The organism is Xanthomonas sp. LF07-6, assembly GCF_034105445.1.
Taxonomy (GTDB): Bacteria; Pseudomonadota; Gammaproteobacteria; order Xanthomonadales; family Xanthomonadaceae; genus Xanthomonas_A; species Xanthomonas_A sontii.
This window is the reverse complement of the sequence record NZ_JAXGGI010000009.1, coordinates 160420-177806: the sequence shown is the minus strand read 5'-3', so window position 1 is coordinate 177806 and position 17387 is coordinate 160420. Positions and strand designations below refer to the sequence as shown.

The following is a 17387-nucleotide window of genomic DNA, read 5'->3' as shown; positions in this document are numbered from 1 at the left end:
TGCTGCCAAGGTCGAATCGCTCGCGGCCTCCGCTCTTCGCGATTCAAGCAGCGACGACCATTGCATGCGTCCTCCGACCTGCACGCCCACCTACGGCGCACACGCCGCCAGCTTCTGATCGGCGTACCACAGCGCGCGCCGCGCCAGGTCGTAGGCGCTGTCGGCCTCGCGCGGCAGCAGTTGCTGCGCGCGGATCGGGTCGGCGCCCTTGGCCATGGCGGTTTCCACCTGCAGCAGCGCATCCAGGTGCTGCTGCACCGGCGCCAGCAGGCGCGCGCGCTGCGCCGCCGGGCAGGCGCCGCGGCGTTGCTGCAGGTCGGCCAGGGCCTGGCGAATCCGCCGACTGGCTTCGCCATCCAACCCGGGCGCCTTTTCGAAGGCGATCGGCGCGGCCTTGTAGGCATCGCCGGTGGCCTCGCTGCCGAGGTCGCTGGCGCGCTCGTGCAGCGCCGGATTGAAACGCACGTCCGGCGGCGGCCGCGCCACCGCCGACTGATGGGTGTTCTTGGGCAGCAGCTGCTTGATCGCCCGGTCGATGCCCTGCACCGCGACGTCGCCGAGGGTGCCGTCGCTGGCCCAGTCCTTGTCGAAACGGGTCGACCGGTAGTCGATCGGGTTTGGCCGTTCGAGCAGGCGCCTGGACTTGGCCACGTCGCGCGGATTGAGCGTGCCCGGCGGCGTGCCCTGCGCCTGCGCGAACGGATCCACCGCCACCCCATCCGGCAGGCGCGGATGGCCATCGCCGGTATAGAGCGTCGCCGCCATGCCGGTCGCGGCCGCGGCGGACGCGCTCGGCATCTGCGAGGGCGAAGACGGCGGCGCGGCGGCGCCGCGCGGCGGCCGTGCCCCGGCCGGCATGCGCGCGTCCACGGCCGGCGCGCGCGCGGACGCCGGCGACGGGGCCGGAACACGCTGCGCGGTCTGCCGCGGCAGGAACACCAGGCGCAGCGCGTCCTCGGCCACGGCACGCGGCGGCGCCGACGGCGTGCCCCACAGCAGGCGTCCCAGCAAGGCCAGAATCATCGCCGTCGCCAGTGCCGCCCACAGATGCAGCCATCGGTCTTGCGCAGGAAGGGGGGTCACGACGGTCGAGGATCCATGGGCAAGCGGCGAAGGCGAATGTGGGGGGACGGACCGGTACAGCGTGCCGCGAGTTCCGTTGCCGCCGCGTGCCGCCACGCGCGGCGAGCGGCAACATGGCGTCACCGGCGCCCGCCCGGTGCACGCAAGGCCTTGTCGCGTCAGGGATTGCGCCGGCGCATGCGCAAAACGGCTAAGGTGACGCGCACCGCCGGCGCGACAGCCGGCGTACAGCCAACGGGCACCGACGCCCACCCTGCCGCAGGAGAACCGCATGATCCGACGCCTGGCCGCCGGCCTGCTCGGCGCCGTACTGGCGCTGCCCGCGCACGCCGCACCCTCGCACCTGGACAGCGTCCTGCAACGCGGCGTGCTGCGCGTGTGCACCACCGGCGACTACGCGCCCTACAGCCGCCTGCACAGCGACGGCACCTACGAAGGCATCGACATCGCCCTGGCGCAATCGCTGGCCGAGAGCCTGGAGGTCAAGCTGCAATGGGTGCCCACGCGCTGGCCGACCCTGCTGCCGGACCTGCGCGCCGACCGCTGCGACATCGCCGTCGGCGGCATCTCGGTATCGCTGCCGCGGCAGCGCCAGGCCTGGTTCAGTGCCGTGCTGGAGGTCGACGGCAAGATCCCGCTGGTGCGCTGCGCCGACCGCACGCGCTACCGCACCATCGCCCAGATCGACCGGCCCGAAGTGCGGGTGATCGAACCGCGCGGCGGCACCAACGAGGCGTTCGCCCGCCGCGAACTGCCGCATGCGCAACTGATCCTGTCCGACGACAACCCCACCATCTTCCGCGACCTGCGCGAGGGCCGCGCCGACGTGATGATCACCGACGCCTCCGAGGCGCGCTTCCAGCAGCGCCAGGTGCCCGGCCTGTGCGCGGTGGCGCCGGAGCAGCCGCTGCAGTACAGCGAGAAGGCGTTCCTGCTGCCGCGCGACGACATGGTCTGGAAGGCCTACGTCGACCAGTGGCTGCACCTGAGCAAGGCCAGCGGCGCCTATGCACGGATCGTGGCCGCGTGGCTCGGCGATCCGGAGACAACGCGCTAGGCCTCCCGCCTGCCCGCGCGCAGCCGCTATGCTGCCGCGGCCGGCGGCGTTCGCCCCGGCATGGGGATTCAACAAGGAGAGAGCATGAAACTGCAATGGAAAACGCTCGCGCTGGTGAGCGTGATGTTGCTGGCCGCCGGCTGCGCGACCAACAGCGTGGTGCACCAGAGCTACAAGGCGACCACCGCCGAAACCTACTGGTATCAACTCACCGGCAACGACGACACCGACGCCGAGAGCCTGGCCATGTTCCGCCGCCAGCTCGACACGCAACTGGACGCGGCGCACCTGCACGGCACGCAGGGCCAGGCCAATGCACGCAAGATGACCATCGTCATCGACCACTACTACATGCGCAGCAACGGCGCGCGCTTCTGGGCCGGCATCATGGCCGGGCGCGACAAGATCAAGAGCCGCGTCACCGTCGCCGATGCCAACGGCAAGACCGCCGCGCAGTTCGACGTGGAATCGACCAATAGCACCGCCTGGGGCACCTCCGAAGGCCTCATCGAGCGCCACGCGCAGGAGATCGTCGCGCGGCTCAAGCAATTGCAGTAGTGCGTGCCGCCCGTGCAGGACCGCACCGGTCCTGCACGGGCGCCGAAGCACACCAACGCGCTGCCTGCAGCACCTCGAATCGCTTGATCCGGCGACACGCAAGCCGGATGCGGCTTGCTCTGTAGGAGTCAAGTGTCATGCAGCCGCGACGCGCGATGTGGTGTGCGTTCCGATGGCGCAATGCGTCGGGACTGAAGTCCCTCCCACAGTGCACCCGGCGGACTCGCCGCAAGCCCCTGTGGCAGCAACTTCAGTCGCGACGGAGCTTTCCCGGTAACGCGCGTAGCGGCTGACGCCGTCCTACGGGACGTGCCTCGGAGTGATGAGAGAGGCCCTTGGTCGATCAAGCAGCACGTCAGATGCACAAGGCGGCGCGCGCAGTGCCGGTACCGCTCAGCCGGCCAGGCCCAGCTGCTCGGCCAGGTCGCTGCGCGGCGACCGCCCGTACAGCCGGCTGTATTCGCGACTGAACTGCGACGGGCTCTGGTAGCCGACGCGGTAGCCGGCCGCGCCCACGTCCATGCGTTCGACCACCATCAGCCGCCGCGCCTCGCGCAGGCGCAATTGCTTCTGGTACTGCAGCGGCGTCATTGCCGCGACCGCGCTGAAATGGTGGTGCAGCGAGGACACGCTCATGTTGACCTGGCGCGCCAGATCCTCGATCCGCAGCGGTTCGGCGTAGTGCTGGCGCAACCAGGCGATGGCCTTGGCGATGCGGTTGCTGGGGCTGTCCTCCTGGGCGATGCGCAGCAGGTTCGGCCCGCACGGCCCGACCAGCAGGCGATACAGGATCTCCTGCTCGATCAGCGGCGCCATCGCCGCGATGTCCGCCGGGCGTTCCAGCAACCGCAACATGCGCAGCGTCGCGTCCAGCAGGTCCGGGCAGGCGGTGTTGACCGAGACCCCGCGCGGGCGCTCGGCGCCCACCTGCGGCGGCAACGGAATGCGCTCGAGCAGTTCGCGCAGCCGGTCCGGCCGGATCGACATGCCCACGCCCAGCAGCGGCTGTTCCGGGCTGGCCTGGGTGATGCGCGAGACCACCGGCAGATCCAGCGTCACCAGCAGAAAGGTGCCCACGCCGTAGTGGTACTCCTCGTTGCCCAGGGTCAGGCATTTCTCGCCCTGCAGCACCAGCGCGAAGACCGGCCATTGCGCGGTATGCGTCTTCGGCGACGGCGCGGAGCGGTAGGAACAGAAGAAGCCGTCGATGGCGGTGTCGTGGTCGCCATCGGGGACGGCCAATCGGGCAACCAGGGCGGCCATTTCCTGGTAGCGGTGGGCGAGCGCGGTCATCGGCAATGGCGCCGTAGCGTGCGGAGGAGGAAGGCAAGCTTGCACGATGCTGCGCCGGCACGGACCGCGGCGCGACGCGGCTTGCAGGATCGTACAAGAATTCCGTTGGATCGCGCTAACGCGCCCGCGGCGCGGGCCAGCATCCTGTGTCGGCCGGTTCCCGCACCGGCGCCGTCCCGGAACGCCCGCCCCCGCCCGCCTGTTCCGGCCGTTCGGCCCTGTCCCTTCCCCCATGCCCCTCGTCGCGCTGCCGCGTCGCCGCCAGCGTGCCATGCGGGCGGACGCAGACCGCAGGAGAGACCGATGCATCCCCATACCGAAGCCCTGGAAATCGCCACGTTCCGCCTGCTGGACTGCACCTGGCGCACCTTCCTGCGCGCCAATGCCGAAGTCGATGCCTGGCTGCAGCGCCAGCCCGGCTTCCGCTCGCGGCGCATCGCCCGCCGCCGCGACGGCAGCGTGGTCGACATGGTGCTGTGGGACAGCGTCGCGCACGGCACCGCGTCGGCACGACGGCTGATGCGCGAACTGCAGGGCGCGGCGATCCACGCCTTGATCGATTCGGACACGGTGTCGTGGGACATCGCCGCGGTCCAGCACGTCAGCGGCGAGGAAGGCGACACCGCGGAAGACGCCGCCGAGGCCGACAGCCTCGCGGCGTGACCTGCGCGGCCGGCGCCGCGCGCGGCTGGCTCAGACCCAGCCGCGCCGGCGGAACCAGGCCAGCGGCAGCAGCATGCTCAGCGCGATCACGCCCAGCGCCCAGTAGTAGGCGTCGTGCCATTTCAGCTCGGGCATGTGCGCGAAGTTCATGCCCCAGATGCCGACCAGCACCGTCGGCGGGATGCCCACCACCGAGGCCACCGCCATCACCTTCATCACGTTGTTCTGGTCGACGTTGATCATGCCCAGCACGCTGTCGAGCAGGAACTCGATGCGGTCGTTCAACTGCTGCTCGAACTCGCTCAGCGTGACCAGGTCCTTGTGCAGCAGGCCGATGCGCTTGGCCGCGTCCTCGCCGAACCAGTCCGGCGCGGCATCGTCCAGATAGGTGGCCAGGCGCAGCAGGCCGTGGCCGGCGTTGTGCATTCCGCCCAGGCGCCGGCCCATGTCGCCGACGTCGTGCAGCATCCGCTCCAGGTGCCGCGACTTGTGCCGCGCATGCGGCCGGTCGAACGCCACCCGCGTGGTCTCGGTGATCTGCGCCTCCAGCGCTTCCAGGCGGTCGGCCAGGCGCCCGACCAGTTCGTCGAGCAGGCGCAGCAGCAGGTCGTCGCTGCTGCGGCAGGGGCTGTGCTGCAGCTGCGCGGCCACCGCATCCAGCGAGGCCATCGGCTGCTCGCGCTGGGTCACCAGCACCCGCGGCGACACCGCGAAACCGAGCGGCGCGGTCGGACCGTCCTCGTCCTGGAAGCGCGGCACGTTGAGGAACAGCACATCGCCTTCCACCCGCACCCGGCTGCTGAACTCGATCTCGCCGATGGCCGCGCGCGTCGGCACCGCGAACCCGACCTTCTCGTCGACCTCGGCCAGCTCCGCCTCGCTCGGCCGGCACAGGTCCACCCAGCACACCGGCGTGTCGGAGGTACCGCCGAGGCGATGGATGGTGATCATCGGGACAGGCTCGCGCAGGAAAGGCCGCGAGCATCCGTCAGCGCGCGCGGAGCGTCAACGCCGGCCGCGCGCACCGGTTCAGGCGCTGCGCCGCTTCAACGCATAACCCACGCCCAGCAGCAGGAACCATACCGGGCTGGCGAACAGCGCCTGGCGGGTGTCGGCCTGCAGGGTCAGCAGCGCCAGCACGAAGGCGAAGAACGCCAGGCACACGTAGCACATGACCACCCCGCCAGGCATCTTGAACGCGGAGGCCGCATGCAGCTGCGGGCGCTTGCGCCGGTAGGCGATGTAGGCGCACAGGATCAGCGACCAGACGAACATGAACAGCACTGCGGCCAGCGTGGTGACCAGGGTGAAGGCGGTGACCAGGTTCGGAATCAGGTACATCAGCACGGTGCCGCCGAGCAGGCAGGCGCAGGAGAACAGCAGCCCGCGCGCCGGCACCGCCGCGCGCGAGAGCCGGGCGAAGCCGCGCGGCGCGTGGCGCTCCTCGGCCAGGCCGTAGAGCATGCGGCTGGTGGAGAAGATGCCGCTGTTGGCCGAGGACGTGGCCGAGGTCAGCACCACGAAGTTGATCAGACTGGCCGCGGCCGGCACGCCGGCCAGCACGAACAGCTCCACGAACGGGCTCTTGCCCGGCACCACCTCGCGCCACGGCGTCACCGCCATGATCGCCACCAGTGCCAGCACGTAGAACACCAGGATGCGCACGGGAATCGAGTTGATCGCCTTGGGCAGGTTGCGGCGCGGGTCGGCGGTCTCGGCGGCGGTGGTGCCGACCAGTTCGATGCCCACGAAAGCGAACACCGCGATCTGGAAGCCGGCGAAGAACCCGCCCAGTCCCATCGGGAACATGCCGCCGTCGTTCCACAGGTTGGCCAGCGAGGCCACGTGCCCGGACGGCGACTGGAAGCCCCAGGCGACCAGCCCGGCGCCGGTGAGGATCAGCGCGCAGATCGCCACGATCTTGATCAGCGCGAACCAGAATTCCATCTCGCCGAACAACTTCACCGTCACCAGGTTCAGCCCCAGCAGCAACAGCACACACAGCATCGCCGGGATCCACGGCGCCAGCGTCGGGAACCAGAACTGCGCGTAGGCGGCGATCGCGATCACGTCGGCGATGGCGGTGATGATCCAGCAGAACCAGTAGGTCCAGCCGCAGAAGAACCCGGCCCAGGGCCCCAGCAGATCGGTGGAGAAGTCGATGAACGACTTGTACTCCAGGTTCGACAGCAGCAGCTCGCCCATCGCGCGCATCACGAAGAACAGCATCACGCCGATGATCAGGTACACGAACAGGATCGACGGCCCGGCCAGGCTGATGGTCTTGCCCGAGCCCATGAACAGGCCGGTGCCGATCGCCCCGCCGATCGCGATCAGCTGCAGGTGGCGGTTGGACAGGCTGCGCTGCAGGTGGTCGGGCTGGGCGGACGGATCGGTCATGGGCGCAGGCCATCGCGAGGGATTAGCCTGCAAACATAGAAGATGGCGGCAGCGCGCGCCAGCCGCGCGTGCGCCGGGTGGCGCCCGCGGCGGCACGGACGGCGCCGCATGCCGTCCGCGCCGCCGCAGGTGCCGTCGCTCAGGCCAGCGCGCCGCCCTGCCCGATCGCGACGAAGCTGAAATCGCGGTCGGACTGGTTGCCGCCGCCGTCGCCGGTCTTCAGCAGCACCTGGCCCGCATCCAGGCTGATGATCACCGCGTTGTCGCAGGTGCTGCCGTCGCCCGAATAGATCTGGGTGACCGAGACGCCATCCAGCGCCTGGAACGGCGGCTGGAAGCTCACCAGGTAGTGGCCGGTGCTCACATGCGCCACCGTGTACCCCGCGCCGTTGCGGACCGCACCATCCGCGCCGACCACGCCTGCCACCACCCGCACACCCGCCGCGCCAGCATGGGCGGCGGCGTCGAGCAACTGCCCCATCGCATTGTTCGTCATGCCGTTCTCCGATCTTGATAAGGAAAGTCCGATGGCGCGGCGACCGCAGCATCCTCGCGGCCACGGCGCCTGCATTGCCTCGTCCGTGAACGGGCAGCATCGCCGCGCTGCGTGCGCGGCCGTATCGGCGATTTCCTGATCGGCGCCGGTGCGGCGACCGAGATCGGCTCAGGCGGCCGCGCTCACACCAATTTGGTGCGCCGCCACCACCGCGTGACCTTCTCCTCGCGCACCAGGGTGAACAGCCCGGCGCCCAGGATCAGCGCGATGCCTACCGCCATCGGCCAGTCCAGGTGATCGTGGAACAGCCAGTAGCCGAAGCCGATCGCCCACAGCATCTGGCTGTACTGGGTCGGCGCCACCGCGCTGATCGGCGCCGACCGCGAGGCGTACATCATGAAGATCGCGGCCAGGCCGGCGAGCAGGCCGTAGCCGGCCAACAGGATCCATTGCTGCCAGGTGGGCCAGACGAAGGTCGGCAGCATCAGCAGGCCGCCCATCAGCAGCGGGCCGAGCACGCCGGCGCCGTACAGGGTCAGGCGCTTCTCGCCGGGCCCGGCCATGCGCAGGCTGATCACCGACACCGCGCCGACCAGGCCGCAGACGATCGCCGCGACATGGCCCTGGCCCAGGTGCCGGAACCCCGGCCGCAGCACCACCAGCACGCCGATGAAGCCGACGATCACCGCCAGCCAACGCCGCCAGCGCACCTCCTCCTTGAGCAGCAGCACCGACAGCACGGTGACGAAGATCGGCATCAGGAAGATCAGCGCAAACGCCTCGGCCATCGGCAACAGGGTGAAGGCGGTGACCGCGGACAGATTGCCGGCCGCGCCGGTGAACGCGCGCAGCAGCCAGATGCTGGGCCGCTGCGCCACCACCACCTCGCGCCAGCGATCACCCGGCTTCTTCAGGAACGGCAGCGCGGCGAGCATCAGCAGCGCCCCGAAGAACACCACCTCGTAGGACGGCAGCGACCCCTCCAGCCCCTTCACGAAGGCGTCGCTGATCGAGTAGGCGGCGTAACAGGCGAAACCGAGCAGCACACCCTTGAGCATGGACGATCCTGGCCGGCAGCGGCGCTGCGACGGCGTACGTGGGGGGGGATGGTCAGTATCCCTCTTTTGTCGTGGCGCTGCCGCCGCGCTGGCAATGAAAATGACGAACTTTCGATCGCTGCAGCTTGCCGCCACGCGGCACGTACTTTCCTTCGGGAACAGGCACGCGGCAATGCGCGCCGGCGATGCGGGTGCATGGAGCCATCGGTTACGATGCGCTCCCGCATCCGAGCCCCATGCCGCGCCCTGCCGCCGGCAGATCCCACGTGACCCGCTATTCCGGCCCCCTGCTCACCCGTCCGCTCGGCGCGGCACTGCTCGCCGCACGCGATGCCGGCGCCGCCACCTGGTCCGGGTCGCTCGACCTGGAGCGCAGCCAAGGCCAGGCGTTACTTGGCGCTGAAAGCTGGCAATGGCAGGGACACGACTATCCCTATCCGGGCAAGCTCAAGGACCGCACGCTGTACTACTGGGACGGCGAGGACTTCGCCGCGGTGTCTCGCTTCGGCGGTGCGCTGATCAAGCTGGTGCCGACCGAGTGGGGCGCGCCGACCTTCGAGATCGATGGCATCAAGATGTTGCCCAGCGCGCAGCTGTCGCCGTTCGAGGACGCGCGGCGCAAGGTGGCGCTGGTGGAACCGCGCGGCAAGCAGGTGCTGGATACCTGCGGCGGCCTGGGCTATTTCGCCGCGTGCGCACTGGAAGCCGGCGTGGCGCAGTTGCACTCGTTCGAGAAGAACGCCGACGTGCTGTGGCTGCGCACGCTCAATCCGTGGTCGCCGGATCCGGCCGCCAGCGACGGCCGCCTGCAGCTGACCCATGGCGATGTCGGCGCCGCCATCGGCGGCATCGCCGACGCATCGATGGACGCGATCCTGCACGACCCGCCGCGCTTCGGCATCGCCGGCGAACTCTACGCGCAAACCTTCTACGACCAACTCGCACGGGTGCTGCGCCGCGGCGGCCGGCTGTTCCACTACACCGGCAGTCCGAACAAGCTCACCAGCGGCCGCGACGTGCCGCGCGAGGTGGCCAAACGCCTGGAGAAGGCCGGCTTCACCACGCAGCTGGCCCTGGACGGGGTACTGGGCACGCGCCGCTGAGGCGATCGCCTCCGCAGCGTCAGATCGACGCGAGAATGTGCTCGCGCAACCAGCGATGCGCCGGATCGCGGTGAACGCGCTCGTGCCAGAGCATGGCCATTTCGTAGCCGGGCAGCTCCAGCGGTGGCGCGCACACCCGTAGACCGGGCTGGTCGCGCACCAGGCGCTCGGGCAGCATCGCCACCAGGTCGCTGCGCTGTAGCGCGGCAACGACGAACTGGAAGTGCGGCACCGACAGCACCACCCGGCGCTGCAGGCCGCGCGTCCGCAACGCCGCATCGGTAGCGCCGCTGAAGCCGCCGCCGTCGGGCGAGACGATGACATGCTCGAGCGCGCAGAACTGCGCCAGGCTCGGTCGACGTCGCAACCGCGGATGGCCGGCCCGACCGACCAGCACGTAGTGTTCGGCGAACAGCGTGCGCCGGCGCAGGCCCGGCGGCGCGTCGGCGACGGTGTGCAGGGCCATGTCGATCTGGCCCTGTTCGGCCTGCTGCGCGATCGTCGGCGGCGCCAACTGCAGCACCGCCAACGTTGTACCCGGCGCCACCCGGCGCAAGGCGTCGATCGCCGGCAGCAACACGGTGGAGGCGCCGTAGTCGCTGGCCGCCACTCGCCACAGCGTCTGCGCGCGCGCCGGATCGAACGGCGCGTCCGGCGCCACCGCCTGCTGCAGCGCCTGCAAAGCCTCGCGCAACGGGGCGCGCAGCGCTTCGGCGCGGGCGGTGGGGCGCATGCCGCGCGGCCCCGGCAGCAGCAACGGATCGCCCAGCGCTTCGCGCAACTTGGCCAGGTGCACGCTGACCGAGGGCTGCGACAGATGCAGGCGCGCCGCGGCGCGGGTCACGTTGTGCGTGTCGAGCAACGTGTCCAGGGTCAGCAGCAGATTGAGGTCCAGGCGCCGCAGATCAACCATGGCAATAGCGACTATCAAGGCAATTCATTTCCACTATAGCGAAGCGCGGCCTAGCGTGGAGACCTTCCCTCATCGAGCACCCGCATGAACGTGCTGCTGGTCTATGCCCATCCCGAACCCGCCTCGCTCAATGGCGCCCTCAAGCAGGTCGCGGTACACCGCCTGCAGGCCGCCGGCCATCGCGTGCAGGTGTCGGACCTGTATGCAATGGACTGGAAAACCACCGTCGACGCGCAGGGCAGCCTGGACGGCGCCGCGGACGCGCGCTTCGATCCTTCGCGCGACTCGCAGCGCGCCTTCGCCAGCGGCCGTCAGCGCGCGGACATCGCCGCCGAGCAGGACAAGCTGCGCTGGGCCGATGCGCTGCTGCTGCAGTTCCCGCTGTGGTGGTTCTCGATGCCGGCCATCCTCAAAGGTTGGGTGGACCGGGTGTATGCCTGCGGCTTCGCCTACGGCGTCGGCGAACACTCCGACACGCACTGGGGCGACCGCTACGGCGAAGGCACGCTGGCCGGCAAGCGCGCGATGCTGATCGTCACCGCCGGCGGCTGGGAATCGCACTACTCACCGCGCGGCATCAACGGGCCGATCGACGACCTGCTGTTCCCGATCCAGCACGGCATCCTGCATTACCCCGGGTTCGACGTGCTGCCGCCGTTCTTGGTGTACCGCAGCGGACGCATGGATGCGGCGCGTTTCGCGCAGACCAGCGCGGCGCTGGGCGAACGCCTGGACACGCTGTTCAGCACCACGCCGATCGCGTTCCGCAAGCAGAACGCAGGCGACTACGCGATCCCGGCACTGACGCTGCGGGAGGAATTCGCACCCGGCCGCAGCGGCTTCGGCATCCATGTGCTCGACACGGACACGCAAGCGGCGGCGACCTCCGACCGCACAGCGTCGACGCCGACGACGTAGGCGCGGCGCCGACAGCGCACCTGTAGGATGCAGGCGACCGCCACTCCGTTGGAGCCGCCGCGCCGATGTCCACCGCCGTCTTCGTCCGTCTGCTCGCCGTGTGCAGCGCCGCCTTGCTCGGCGCCTGCGCCACACAGGCGCCGCGTATGCCCGAGCGCACGCCCAGCGAGGTCAAGGCCGACATCGCCCGGCGCATCCCGGCGACGGTGCCCGATCGCCGCGGCTGGGCCGACGACGTCTACGTGGCCCTGGCCTCGCAGAGTCTGGGCACCAACGCCGAGAACATCTGTGCGGTCCTGGCGGTGATCGAACAGGAATCGACCTACCAGACCAATCCACCGGTGCCGGGGCTGGGCAAGATCGCCCGGGCGGAACTGCAGCGGCGCGCGGCGGCGGTGCATGTGCCGGCATTCGCGCTGGATGCGGCGCTGCAATTACGCGGGCCGGATGGACGCAGCTATGCCGAGCGCCTGGCCGCCGCGCGCACCGAGCAGGATCTCAGCAGCATCTTCGAGGACATCGCCGGCAGTGTGCCGCTGGGCCAGCGCCTGTTCGGCGACCTCAACCCGGTGCACACCGCCGGGCCGATGCAGGTGAGCATCGCCTTCGCGCAGGCGCACACCGACGGCTATCCGTATCCGCTGAGCGACGGCGTGCGCCACGCGGTGTTCACTCGCCGAGGCGGCATCTGGTTCGGCACCCGCCACCTGCTCGGCTACCCGAACGCGGCGGCGATGCTGTACCGCTTCGCCGACTTCAATGCCGGCTGGTACGCCAGCCGCAATGCCGCGTTCCAGGCTGCGCTGGCGCGTGCCAGCGGCCTCTCGCTCGCCCTCGATGGCGATCTGCTGACGCCCGGCGCCGACCTCGACGCCCCCGGCGCCACCGAGCGCGCCGCGCGCAGCCTGGGCACGCAACTGGGCATGGACACGCGCACCATCCGCCGCGAACTGCAGCGCGGCAACGAGGCGGACTTTGCCGACAGCGCGCTGTATCGCCAGATCTTCGCGCTGGCCGACCGCGATGCCGGCAAGCCGCTGCCGCGCGCGGTGCTGCCGGGCATCGCTCTGGAAAGCCCGAAGATCACCCGCAAGCTCACCACCGCCTGGTTCGCGCAGCGCGTGACCGAGCGCTGGCAGCGCTGCCTGGCCAAGTGATGGCCGCGGCGATCCGCCGACCCAACGCTACTTCGGCTTGCGCAACGCCATCAGCGCCCAGCCCGTGGCGATGGCCAGCGCCAGCAACACGAGGCAGACCACGCTGTCCCACGCGATCGAGAACCAGTAGTGGCCTGGATCGGTCGCCAGCTGATAGATCCGTTTCGGCCCGGCTCTCGGTACGCCGATGTACACGCCGCTCTGCAGCGCTTTCGCCAGCAGGTACAGCTTCATCGCGGCGACCGCCACCATGACCGCCGCCATCAACATCAACACCGGCCGTTCCAGACGCGCGACCAGCCGTTGCAGGCGCGTGGGTGTCGGCATTGGCGGGGGCGGTCGTCGTTTGCGTTTGCCCATGGCCTCCTCGCCTGCATTGGGGACGGCATTCTAGAGCGCTGCCGGAGAATGCAGTCACAACGCACTACCCATGCAGCGCAGTGCACAGGGCAAGATGTCTCGCCTGCGCCGCAGCGCCTGCACTATTCCACGGCACGCTGCCCTGGCGCGCCCAGCAGGCCGATCCGGCGGAACCACAGTTCCAGCGGCACCGTGACCAGCGGCGGCAGCGCCGCCAGCAGGCTCAACGCCCACGCCCACCAGGGCCAGCGCAACCGCAACGCCGCGAGCAGGCTGGCGACCACATACAGCAGGAACGCCACGCCATGCAGACGGCCGAACAGCCACACGCCCAGCTCGGTGGTCTGGGTGCCGTACTTGAGCAGCATGCCGAGCAAGAGGCCGGCCCAGGTCAGGCCTTCGAACACGGCGGCAGCGGCGAACAGCCGGCCCACCGGCGACAACGGACGGGAAGAAGACAAGGACACACGCAACTCCAGTGAGGAAACGAGGCCGCGACGCGATGGCGGCGGCGACGCCCGCTGGCACCTGCATTGTAGAGCGTGTCCTTGCGCGTGGCGCACGGACGCGACGCGGCCACGGCAAGCGCGGCACAGGTGAGCCCACCGCACCGATCCGTCATCGCAGGGCCAGTGGTGCGCGGCAGCGCACCGCCGCAGTCGTCAGCGACGCTGTTCCAGCACCGCCACGTCGTCGGGCGCCAGCTGCACTGTGTCGCCGCTCGGCGTCGGCCCCAGCAGCGCGCGCATCGACGCCGGCAGCCGCACGGTGTGTGCGGTGGCGCCGTGGTTGATCAGCACCACGATGCGGCGCGCGCCGTCGCTACGCACGCCCACTTCCACATCCTCCGGCACATCGGCCAGCGGCGCCTGCACCCCGGCGTCGCGCAACCAGTCGCCGGTGAGGCGATCCAGCGTGGCGTCGTCGAACCAGCCGCCGACATAGCTGATGCGGCCCTTGCCGACGCGCCGGGTCAGCAGCGCCGGCGCGCCGTCCAGCCATCCATTGGCTGCGCCGTACTGCAGCGGTGCGGTGGTGTCGGCGGCGGTGGCCTGCAACTGTTCGGCCCAGATTTTGGCGCTGCCGTCGGCGCCCGCGCCGACCAGCGGGATCGGCTTGTCCAGCGCATAGAACTGCTCCACGCGGCCGCCAAGCAAGGTCGCGAGCGGGCCGGGCTGGCGCTGCGGATGCAGGCCGTTGTCGACGTTCTTCATGCCGCTGCGCGGCCCCAGCACCAGGTGCCCGCCGTGTTCGACATAGGCCTTCAGCCGCTGCGCCTGCGCCTCGGTCAGCACGTTCAGCGCCGGCGCCACCACCAGCTTGTAGCGCTCCAACGGCGCCATCGCCGAGACCACGTCGACCACCTGCGCCTGCTGCCGCAGCGGCCGGTAGAAGCTCTTCATCTGCACGACCGGATCGAAGTCGGCCGCGTGCTTCTGGAAGCCGATCGCCCAGCGGCTGTCGAAGTCGTTGATCAGCGCCACCTGCGCCTGCGGCGTGGTGCCGGCCAACGCCGGACCGGCCTTGGCGAACTCGGCACCGACCTGCTGGATCTCCGCATACACCGGCACCGGCGTGCCGTCGGCGCCGACCAGGGTGCCGTGGTATTCCTCCTGCCCGTTGGGCGCAGCACGCCACTGCCAGTACGACACCGCATCGGCGCCATGCGCCACCGCCTGCCACGCCATCGCGCGTACCTGGCCCTTGCGCAGCGCCACGTTGGTCGCGCGCCAGTTGACGAAGCCCGGCTGGGTTTCCATCACCCAGTAGTTGCGCTGCTTGTAGCCGCGGGTCAGATCGTGGCGCGCGGCGTTGTCGACCCAGTCATAGCGCTCGCCGGCGACGTAGTCGTCCCAGGCGGCGATGTCGAGCACGTCGTGCACGGTGTAGGCGTCGAAACCAGCGAACCAGCCCATGGTGTTGGTGGTGATGAACTGGCGCGGATCGGCATGCGGGCGGATCGCGTCGATCTGGTTGCGCGAATAGTCGGCCCAGGTGTCGCTGACGAAGCGCTTCCACTCCAACAGCAGCGCCGGATTTTCCTCGTCCTCGCGCACCGGGATCTGCGCGAAGTCGTTGTAGGTCTGGCTCCAGTAGGCGGTGGCCCAACGCTGGTTGAGCGCCTCGATGCTGCCGTACTTGCGCTGCAGCCACGCGTGGAACTGCGCCTTGGCCTCGGGATCGAACGAGGACTGCGCGTACTCGTTGTCCAGTTGCCAGCCGACCACGTGCGGGTTGTGCCCGTAGCGCTGCGCCATCTGCTCGGCGATGGCATGCGCGAAGCGCCGGTAGCGTGTACTGGCGAAGGAGAACTGCTGGCGGTTGCCGTGCTCGTCGCGCACGCCGTCCTGGCTGACCCGCAAGGTGTCCGGATAGGTCTGGGTCAACCAGGCCGGTGGCGCCGCGGTCGGCGTGCCCAGCACCACCACCATGCCGTGCCGCGCGGCCGCGGCGATGGCGCGGTCCATCCAGTCGAAGTCGTACTGCCCCTCGCGCGGCTCCATCCGGCTCCAGGCGAACTCGCCGATCCGCACCACGCGCACGTGCGCCGCCTGCATCAGCGCCAGATCGCGCTCCCATTGCGCCTCCGGCCACTGCTCCGGATACCAGGCCACGCCCAGCAACAGCGGCGCGACGTCGCGATAACGGGTGGCCTGCGCCTGCGCCAGCATCGGCAGGCAGAGCAGGATCGACAGCATCGCAGCGAACAGGGCAACGCCGCAGCGTTGCGGAACACGGAACAATGGCATGCGCAACACCTTCGCAAGAGGAAACGCCAGCACGCCCCCTGCGCTGTGCCAGCGCCTGCATTGTGCGCAGTTTTGCCATGCGCGCACTTGTGCATCTTGCGGCGTTTGCGCGCGCAACTGCGCACAATCCGCATGCGTCTCCTCGCTGCACAGCAACGCAAGCACCCACGCTGCATCGCGCCATCCAGCGCGGCATCCGCGCCATGCGGACTGAGGACACGGTTGCGCTCGCCTTGCGCCTCCGGTCTCACTTGCCCGCTTTGGACGACCGCGACATTGAAATGGTCATCTGCGCTGGCTAGCGTCACGCCTCCCCCACTGCTGGACACGCCATGAAGACCCCTCGTTTGCTCGGCACCTTGCTCGCCGCAGCCGCCACGTTGTTCTCGGCCGGCACCGCCCTGGCGCAGACCGTCACCGTCAATCCGTCCGAAGTTCACCAGACCATCCAGGGCTTCGGCGGCATGAACGGCGCCGGCTGGGTCGCCGACCTCACCCCGGCCCAGGTCGACCTGGCGTTCGGCAGCGACACCGGGCAGATCGGCCTGTCGATCATGCGCATGCGCATCGATCCGTCCAGCTCCGGCTGGAGCCAGCAGGTGCCGTCGGCGGTGCGGGCCCGCGCGCACGGCGCAGTGCTGCTGGCCACGCCGTGGTCGGCGCCGGCCTACATGAAGTCCAACAACAGCCTTAACAACGGCGGCAAGCTGCTGCCGCAGTACTACGACGCGTACGCCAAGCACCTGCTGGATTTCACCGCCTACATGGACAGCAAAGGCGCGCCGATCTACGCCCTGTCGCTGCAGAACGAGCCAGACTGGCATCCGGACTACGAGTCGGGCGACTGGAACGGCACCGACTTCCTCAACTTCATCAGCGCGCAGGGCGCGAAGTTCGGCAAGTTCAAGCTGCTCGCCGCCGAGTCGCTGGGCTTCAACCCCGCGCTGACCGACCCGGTGCTCAACAGCAGCGCCGCCCAGTACCTGTCCATCGTCGGCGGGCACCTGTATGGCGTGCAGCCCAAGGACTACCCGCTGGCGCGCAGCAAGGGCAAGCAGCTGTGGATGACCGAGCACTACACCGACAACACCGACGGCAACGCCTGGCCGTCGGCGCTCGGCGTGGGCAGCGAACTGCACAACAGCATGCTGGCCAACTACAGCGGCTACATCTGGTGGTACATCCGCCGCAGCTACGGGCTGATCGCCGAGAACGGCACAGTGAGCAAGCGCGGCTACGTGATGTCGCAATACGCACGCTTCGTGCGTCCGGGGTCCGTGCGCATCGGCGCCACCGCCGCGCCGTATAACGACGTCGCCGTCAGCGCCTACAAGACCCCGAGCGGCAAGCTGGTTCTGGTGGCGGTCAACACCGGCACCCAGCATCGGCAGATCACCGTGCGCGTGCCCGCCGGCAGCGCCACCGCGTTCACCAAGTACAGCACCTCCTCCAGCCTCAACGTCGGCTACGGCGGCAAGTACAGCGTCGCTTCGGGCCAGACCGTGGTCTACGTCGACCCGCAGAGCGTGGCGACGCTGGTCGGCGAGTGATCTGCGCGATAGTTTGATTCGGTCGGAT

At 69.6% G+C, this 17387-nt stretch carries 17 protein-coding genes; 7 read left to right on the top strand and 10 right to left on the bottom strand.

Annotated elements, in window-relative coordinates; all coding sequences use genetic code 11:
• Positions 1 to 90: 90 nt before the first annotated feature.
• Positions 91 to 1083 carry a hypothetical protein gene (locus SLW56_RS14845; RefSeq protein WP_295918857.1) on the bottom strand — a complete coding sequence of 331 codons (993 nt, stop codon included), beginning with the start codon at positions 1081 to 1083 and terminating at the stop codon, positions 91 to 93.
• A 271-nt stretch (positions 1084 to 1354) separates the two neighbouring features.
• Here SLW56_RS14845 and SLW56_RS14840 point away from each other — a divergent pair, with 271 nt between their 5' ends.
• Both SLW56_RS14840 and SLW56_RS14835 read left to right on the top strand, forming a co-directional pair.
• On the top strand, positions 1355 to 2140 hold the full coding sequence (locus tag SLW56_RS14840) for a transporter substrate-binding domain-containing protein (RefSeq protein ID WP_320695053.1): 786 nt from the start codon (positions 1355 to 1357) through the stop codon (positions 2138 to 2140).
• A gap of 84 nt (positions 2141 to 2224) precedes the next feature.
• Positions 2225 to 2698: a DUF4410 domain-containing protein gene (locus SLW56_RS14835; protein WP_295958061.1), complete on the top strand. Its 474-nt coding sequence runs from the start codon at positions 2225 to 2227 to the stop codon at positions 2696 to 2698.
• Between the two features lie 393 nt (positions 2699 to 3091).
• Here the strand turns inward: SLW56_RS14835 and SLW56_RS14830 are convergent, their stop codons facing one another.
• Positions 3092 to 3991, bottom strand: a complete 900-nt coding sequence (locus SLW56_RS14830; RefSeq protein ID WP_017908446.1) for an AraC family transcriptional regulator — start codon at positions 3989 to 3991, stop codon at positions 3092 to 3094.
• Positions 3992 to 4294: 303 nt separating this feature from the next.
• Between SLW56_RS14830 and SLW56_RS14825 the strand changes: the two genes are divergently transcribed.
• Positions 4295 to 4654 carry a hypothetical protein gene (locus SLW56_RS14825; RefSeq protein WP_320695052.1) on the top strand — a complete coding sequence of 120 codons (360 nt, stop codon included), beginning with the start codon at positions 4295 to 4297 and terminating at the stop codon, positions 4652 to 4654.
• Positions 4655 to 4684: 30 nt separating this feature from the next.
• On the opposite strand, the gene SLW56_RS14820 is transcribed toward SLW56_RS14825, so the two are convergent.
• The 4 genes from SLW56_RS14820 to SLW56_RS14805 all read right to left on the bottom strand — a co-directional run bounded on the left by SLW56_RS14820 (position 4685) and on the right by SLW56_RS14805 (position 8608).
• Entirely contained in the window at positions 4685 to 5605 is a 921-nt protein-coding gene (locus SLW56_RS14820) for a CorA family divalent cation transporter (protein WP_152237326.1), read from the bottom strand.
• A 78-nt stretch (positions 5606 to 5683) separates the two neighbouring features.
• Positions 5684 to 7054: a D-serine/D-alanine/glycine transporter gene (cycA, locus tag SLW56_RS14815; protein ID WP_010340292.1), complete on the bottom strand. Its 1371-nt coding sequence runs from the start codon at positions 7052 to 7054 to the stop codon at positions 5684 to 5686.
• 139 nt (positions 7055 to 7193) lie between these two features.
• Positions 7194 to 7550, bottom strand: a complete 357-nt coding sequence (locus SLW56_RS14810) for a hypothetical protein (protein ID WP_295910113.1) — start codon at positions 7548 to 7550, stop codon at positions 7194 to 7196.
• A gap of 182 nt (positions 7551 to 7732) precedes the next feature.
• Positions 7733 to 8608: a DMT family transporter gene (locus tag SLW56_RS14805; protein WP_295910112.1), complete on the bottom strand. Its 876-nt coding sequence runs from the start codon at positions 8606 to 8608 to the stop codon at positions 7733 to 7735.
• A 236-nt stretch (positions 8609 to 8844) separates the two neighbouring features.
• On the opposite strand from SLW56_RS14805, the gene SLW56_RS14800 reads away from it, so the two are divergent.
• Positions 8845 to 9711, top strand: a complete 867-nt coding sequence (locus SLW56_RS14800; protein ID WP_295910111.1) for an SAM-dependent methyltransferase — start codon at positions 8845 to 8847, stop codon at positions 9709 to 9711.
• Between the two features lie 19 nt (positions 9712 to 9730).
• On the opposite strand, the gene SLW56_RS14795 is transcribed toward SLW56_RS14800, so the two are convergent.
• On the bottom strand, positions 9731 to 10624 hold the full coding sequence (locus SLW56_RS14795; RefSeq protein ID WP_267083815.1) for a LysR family transcriptional regulator: 894 nt from the start codon (positions 10622 to 10624) through the stop codon (positions 9731 to 9733).
• A gap of 84 nt (positions 10625 to 10708) precedes the next feature.
• Between SLW56_RS14795 and SLW56_RS14790 the strand changes: the two genes are divergently transcribed.
• Both SLW56_RS14790 and SLW56_RS14785 read left to right on the top strand, forming a co-directional pair.
• The gene (locus SLW56_RS14790; RefSeq protein WP_320695051.1) at positions 10709 to 11542 is read left to right on the top strand and encodes an NAD(P)H-dependent oxidoreductase; all 834 of its coding nucleotides are present in this window, start codon (positions 10709 to 10711) and stop codon (positions 11540 to 11542) included.
• Between the two features lie 65 nt (positions 11543 to 11607).
• Positions 11608 to 12699 (top strand): DUF1615 domain-containing protein, encoded by a 1092-nt coding sequence (locus tag SLW56_RS14785; RefSeq protein ID WP_320695050.1) that lies wholly within the window; start codon positions 11608 to 11610, stop codon positions 12697 to 12699.
• 27 nt (positions 12700 to 12726) lie between these two features.
• Here SLW56_RS14785 and SLW56_RS14780 read toward each other — a convergent pair whose 3' ends face one another.
• The 3 genes from SLW56_RS14780 to SLW56_RS14770 all read right to left on the bottom strand — a co-directional run bounded on the left by SLW56_RS14780 (position 12727) and on the right by SLW56_RS14770 (position 15809).
• Entirely contained in the window at positions 12727 to 13059 is a 333-nt protein-coding gene (locus tag SLW56_RS14780; protein WP_244149935.1) for a hypothetical protein, read from the bottom strand.
• A gap of 122 nt (positions 13060 to 13181) precedes the next feature.
• Positions 13182 to 13502, bottom strand: a complete 321-nt coding sequence (locus SLW56_RS14775) for a DUF3817 domain-containing protein (protein ID WP_148827972.1) — start codon at positions 13500 to 13502, stop codon at positions 13182 to 13184.
• A gap of 219 nt (positions 13503 to 13721) precedes the next feature.
• Positions 13722 to 15809 carry a beta-galactosidase gene (locus SLW56_RS14770; RefSeq protein ID WP_320695049.1) on the bottom strand — a complete coding sequence of 696 codons (2088 nt, stop codon included), beginning with the start codon at positions 15807 to 15809 and terminating at the stop codon, positions 13722 to 13724.
• Between the two features lie 332 nt (positions 15810 to 16141).
• Between SLW56_RS14770 and SLW56_RS14765 the strand changes: the two genes are divergently transcribed.
• Complete coding sequence (locus tag SLW56_RS14765; RefSeq protein WP_320695048.1) at positions 16142 to 17359, top strand: glycoside hydrolase family 30 beta sandwich domain-containing protein; 1218 nt, start codon at positions 16142 to 16144, stop codon at positions 17357 to 17359.
• Positions 17360 to 17387 lie beyond the last annotated feature (28 nt).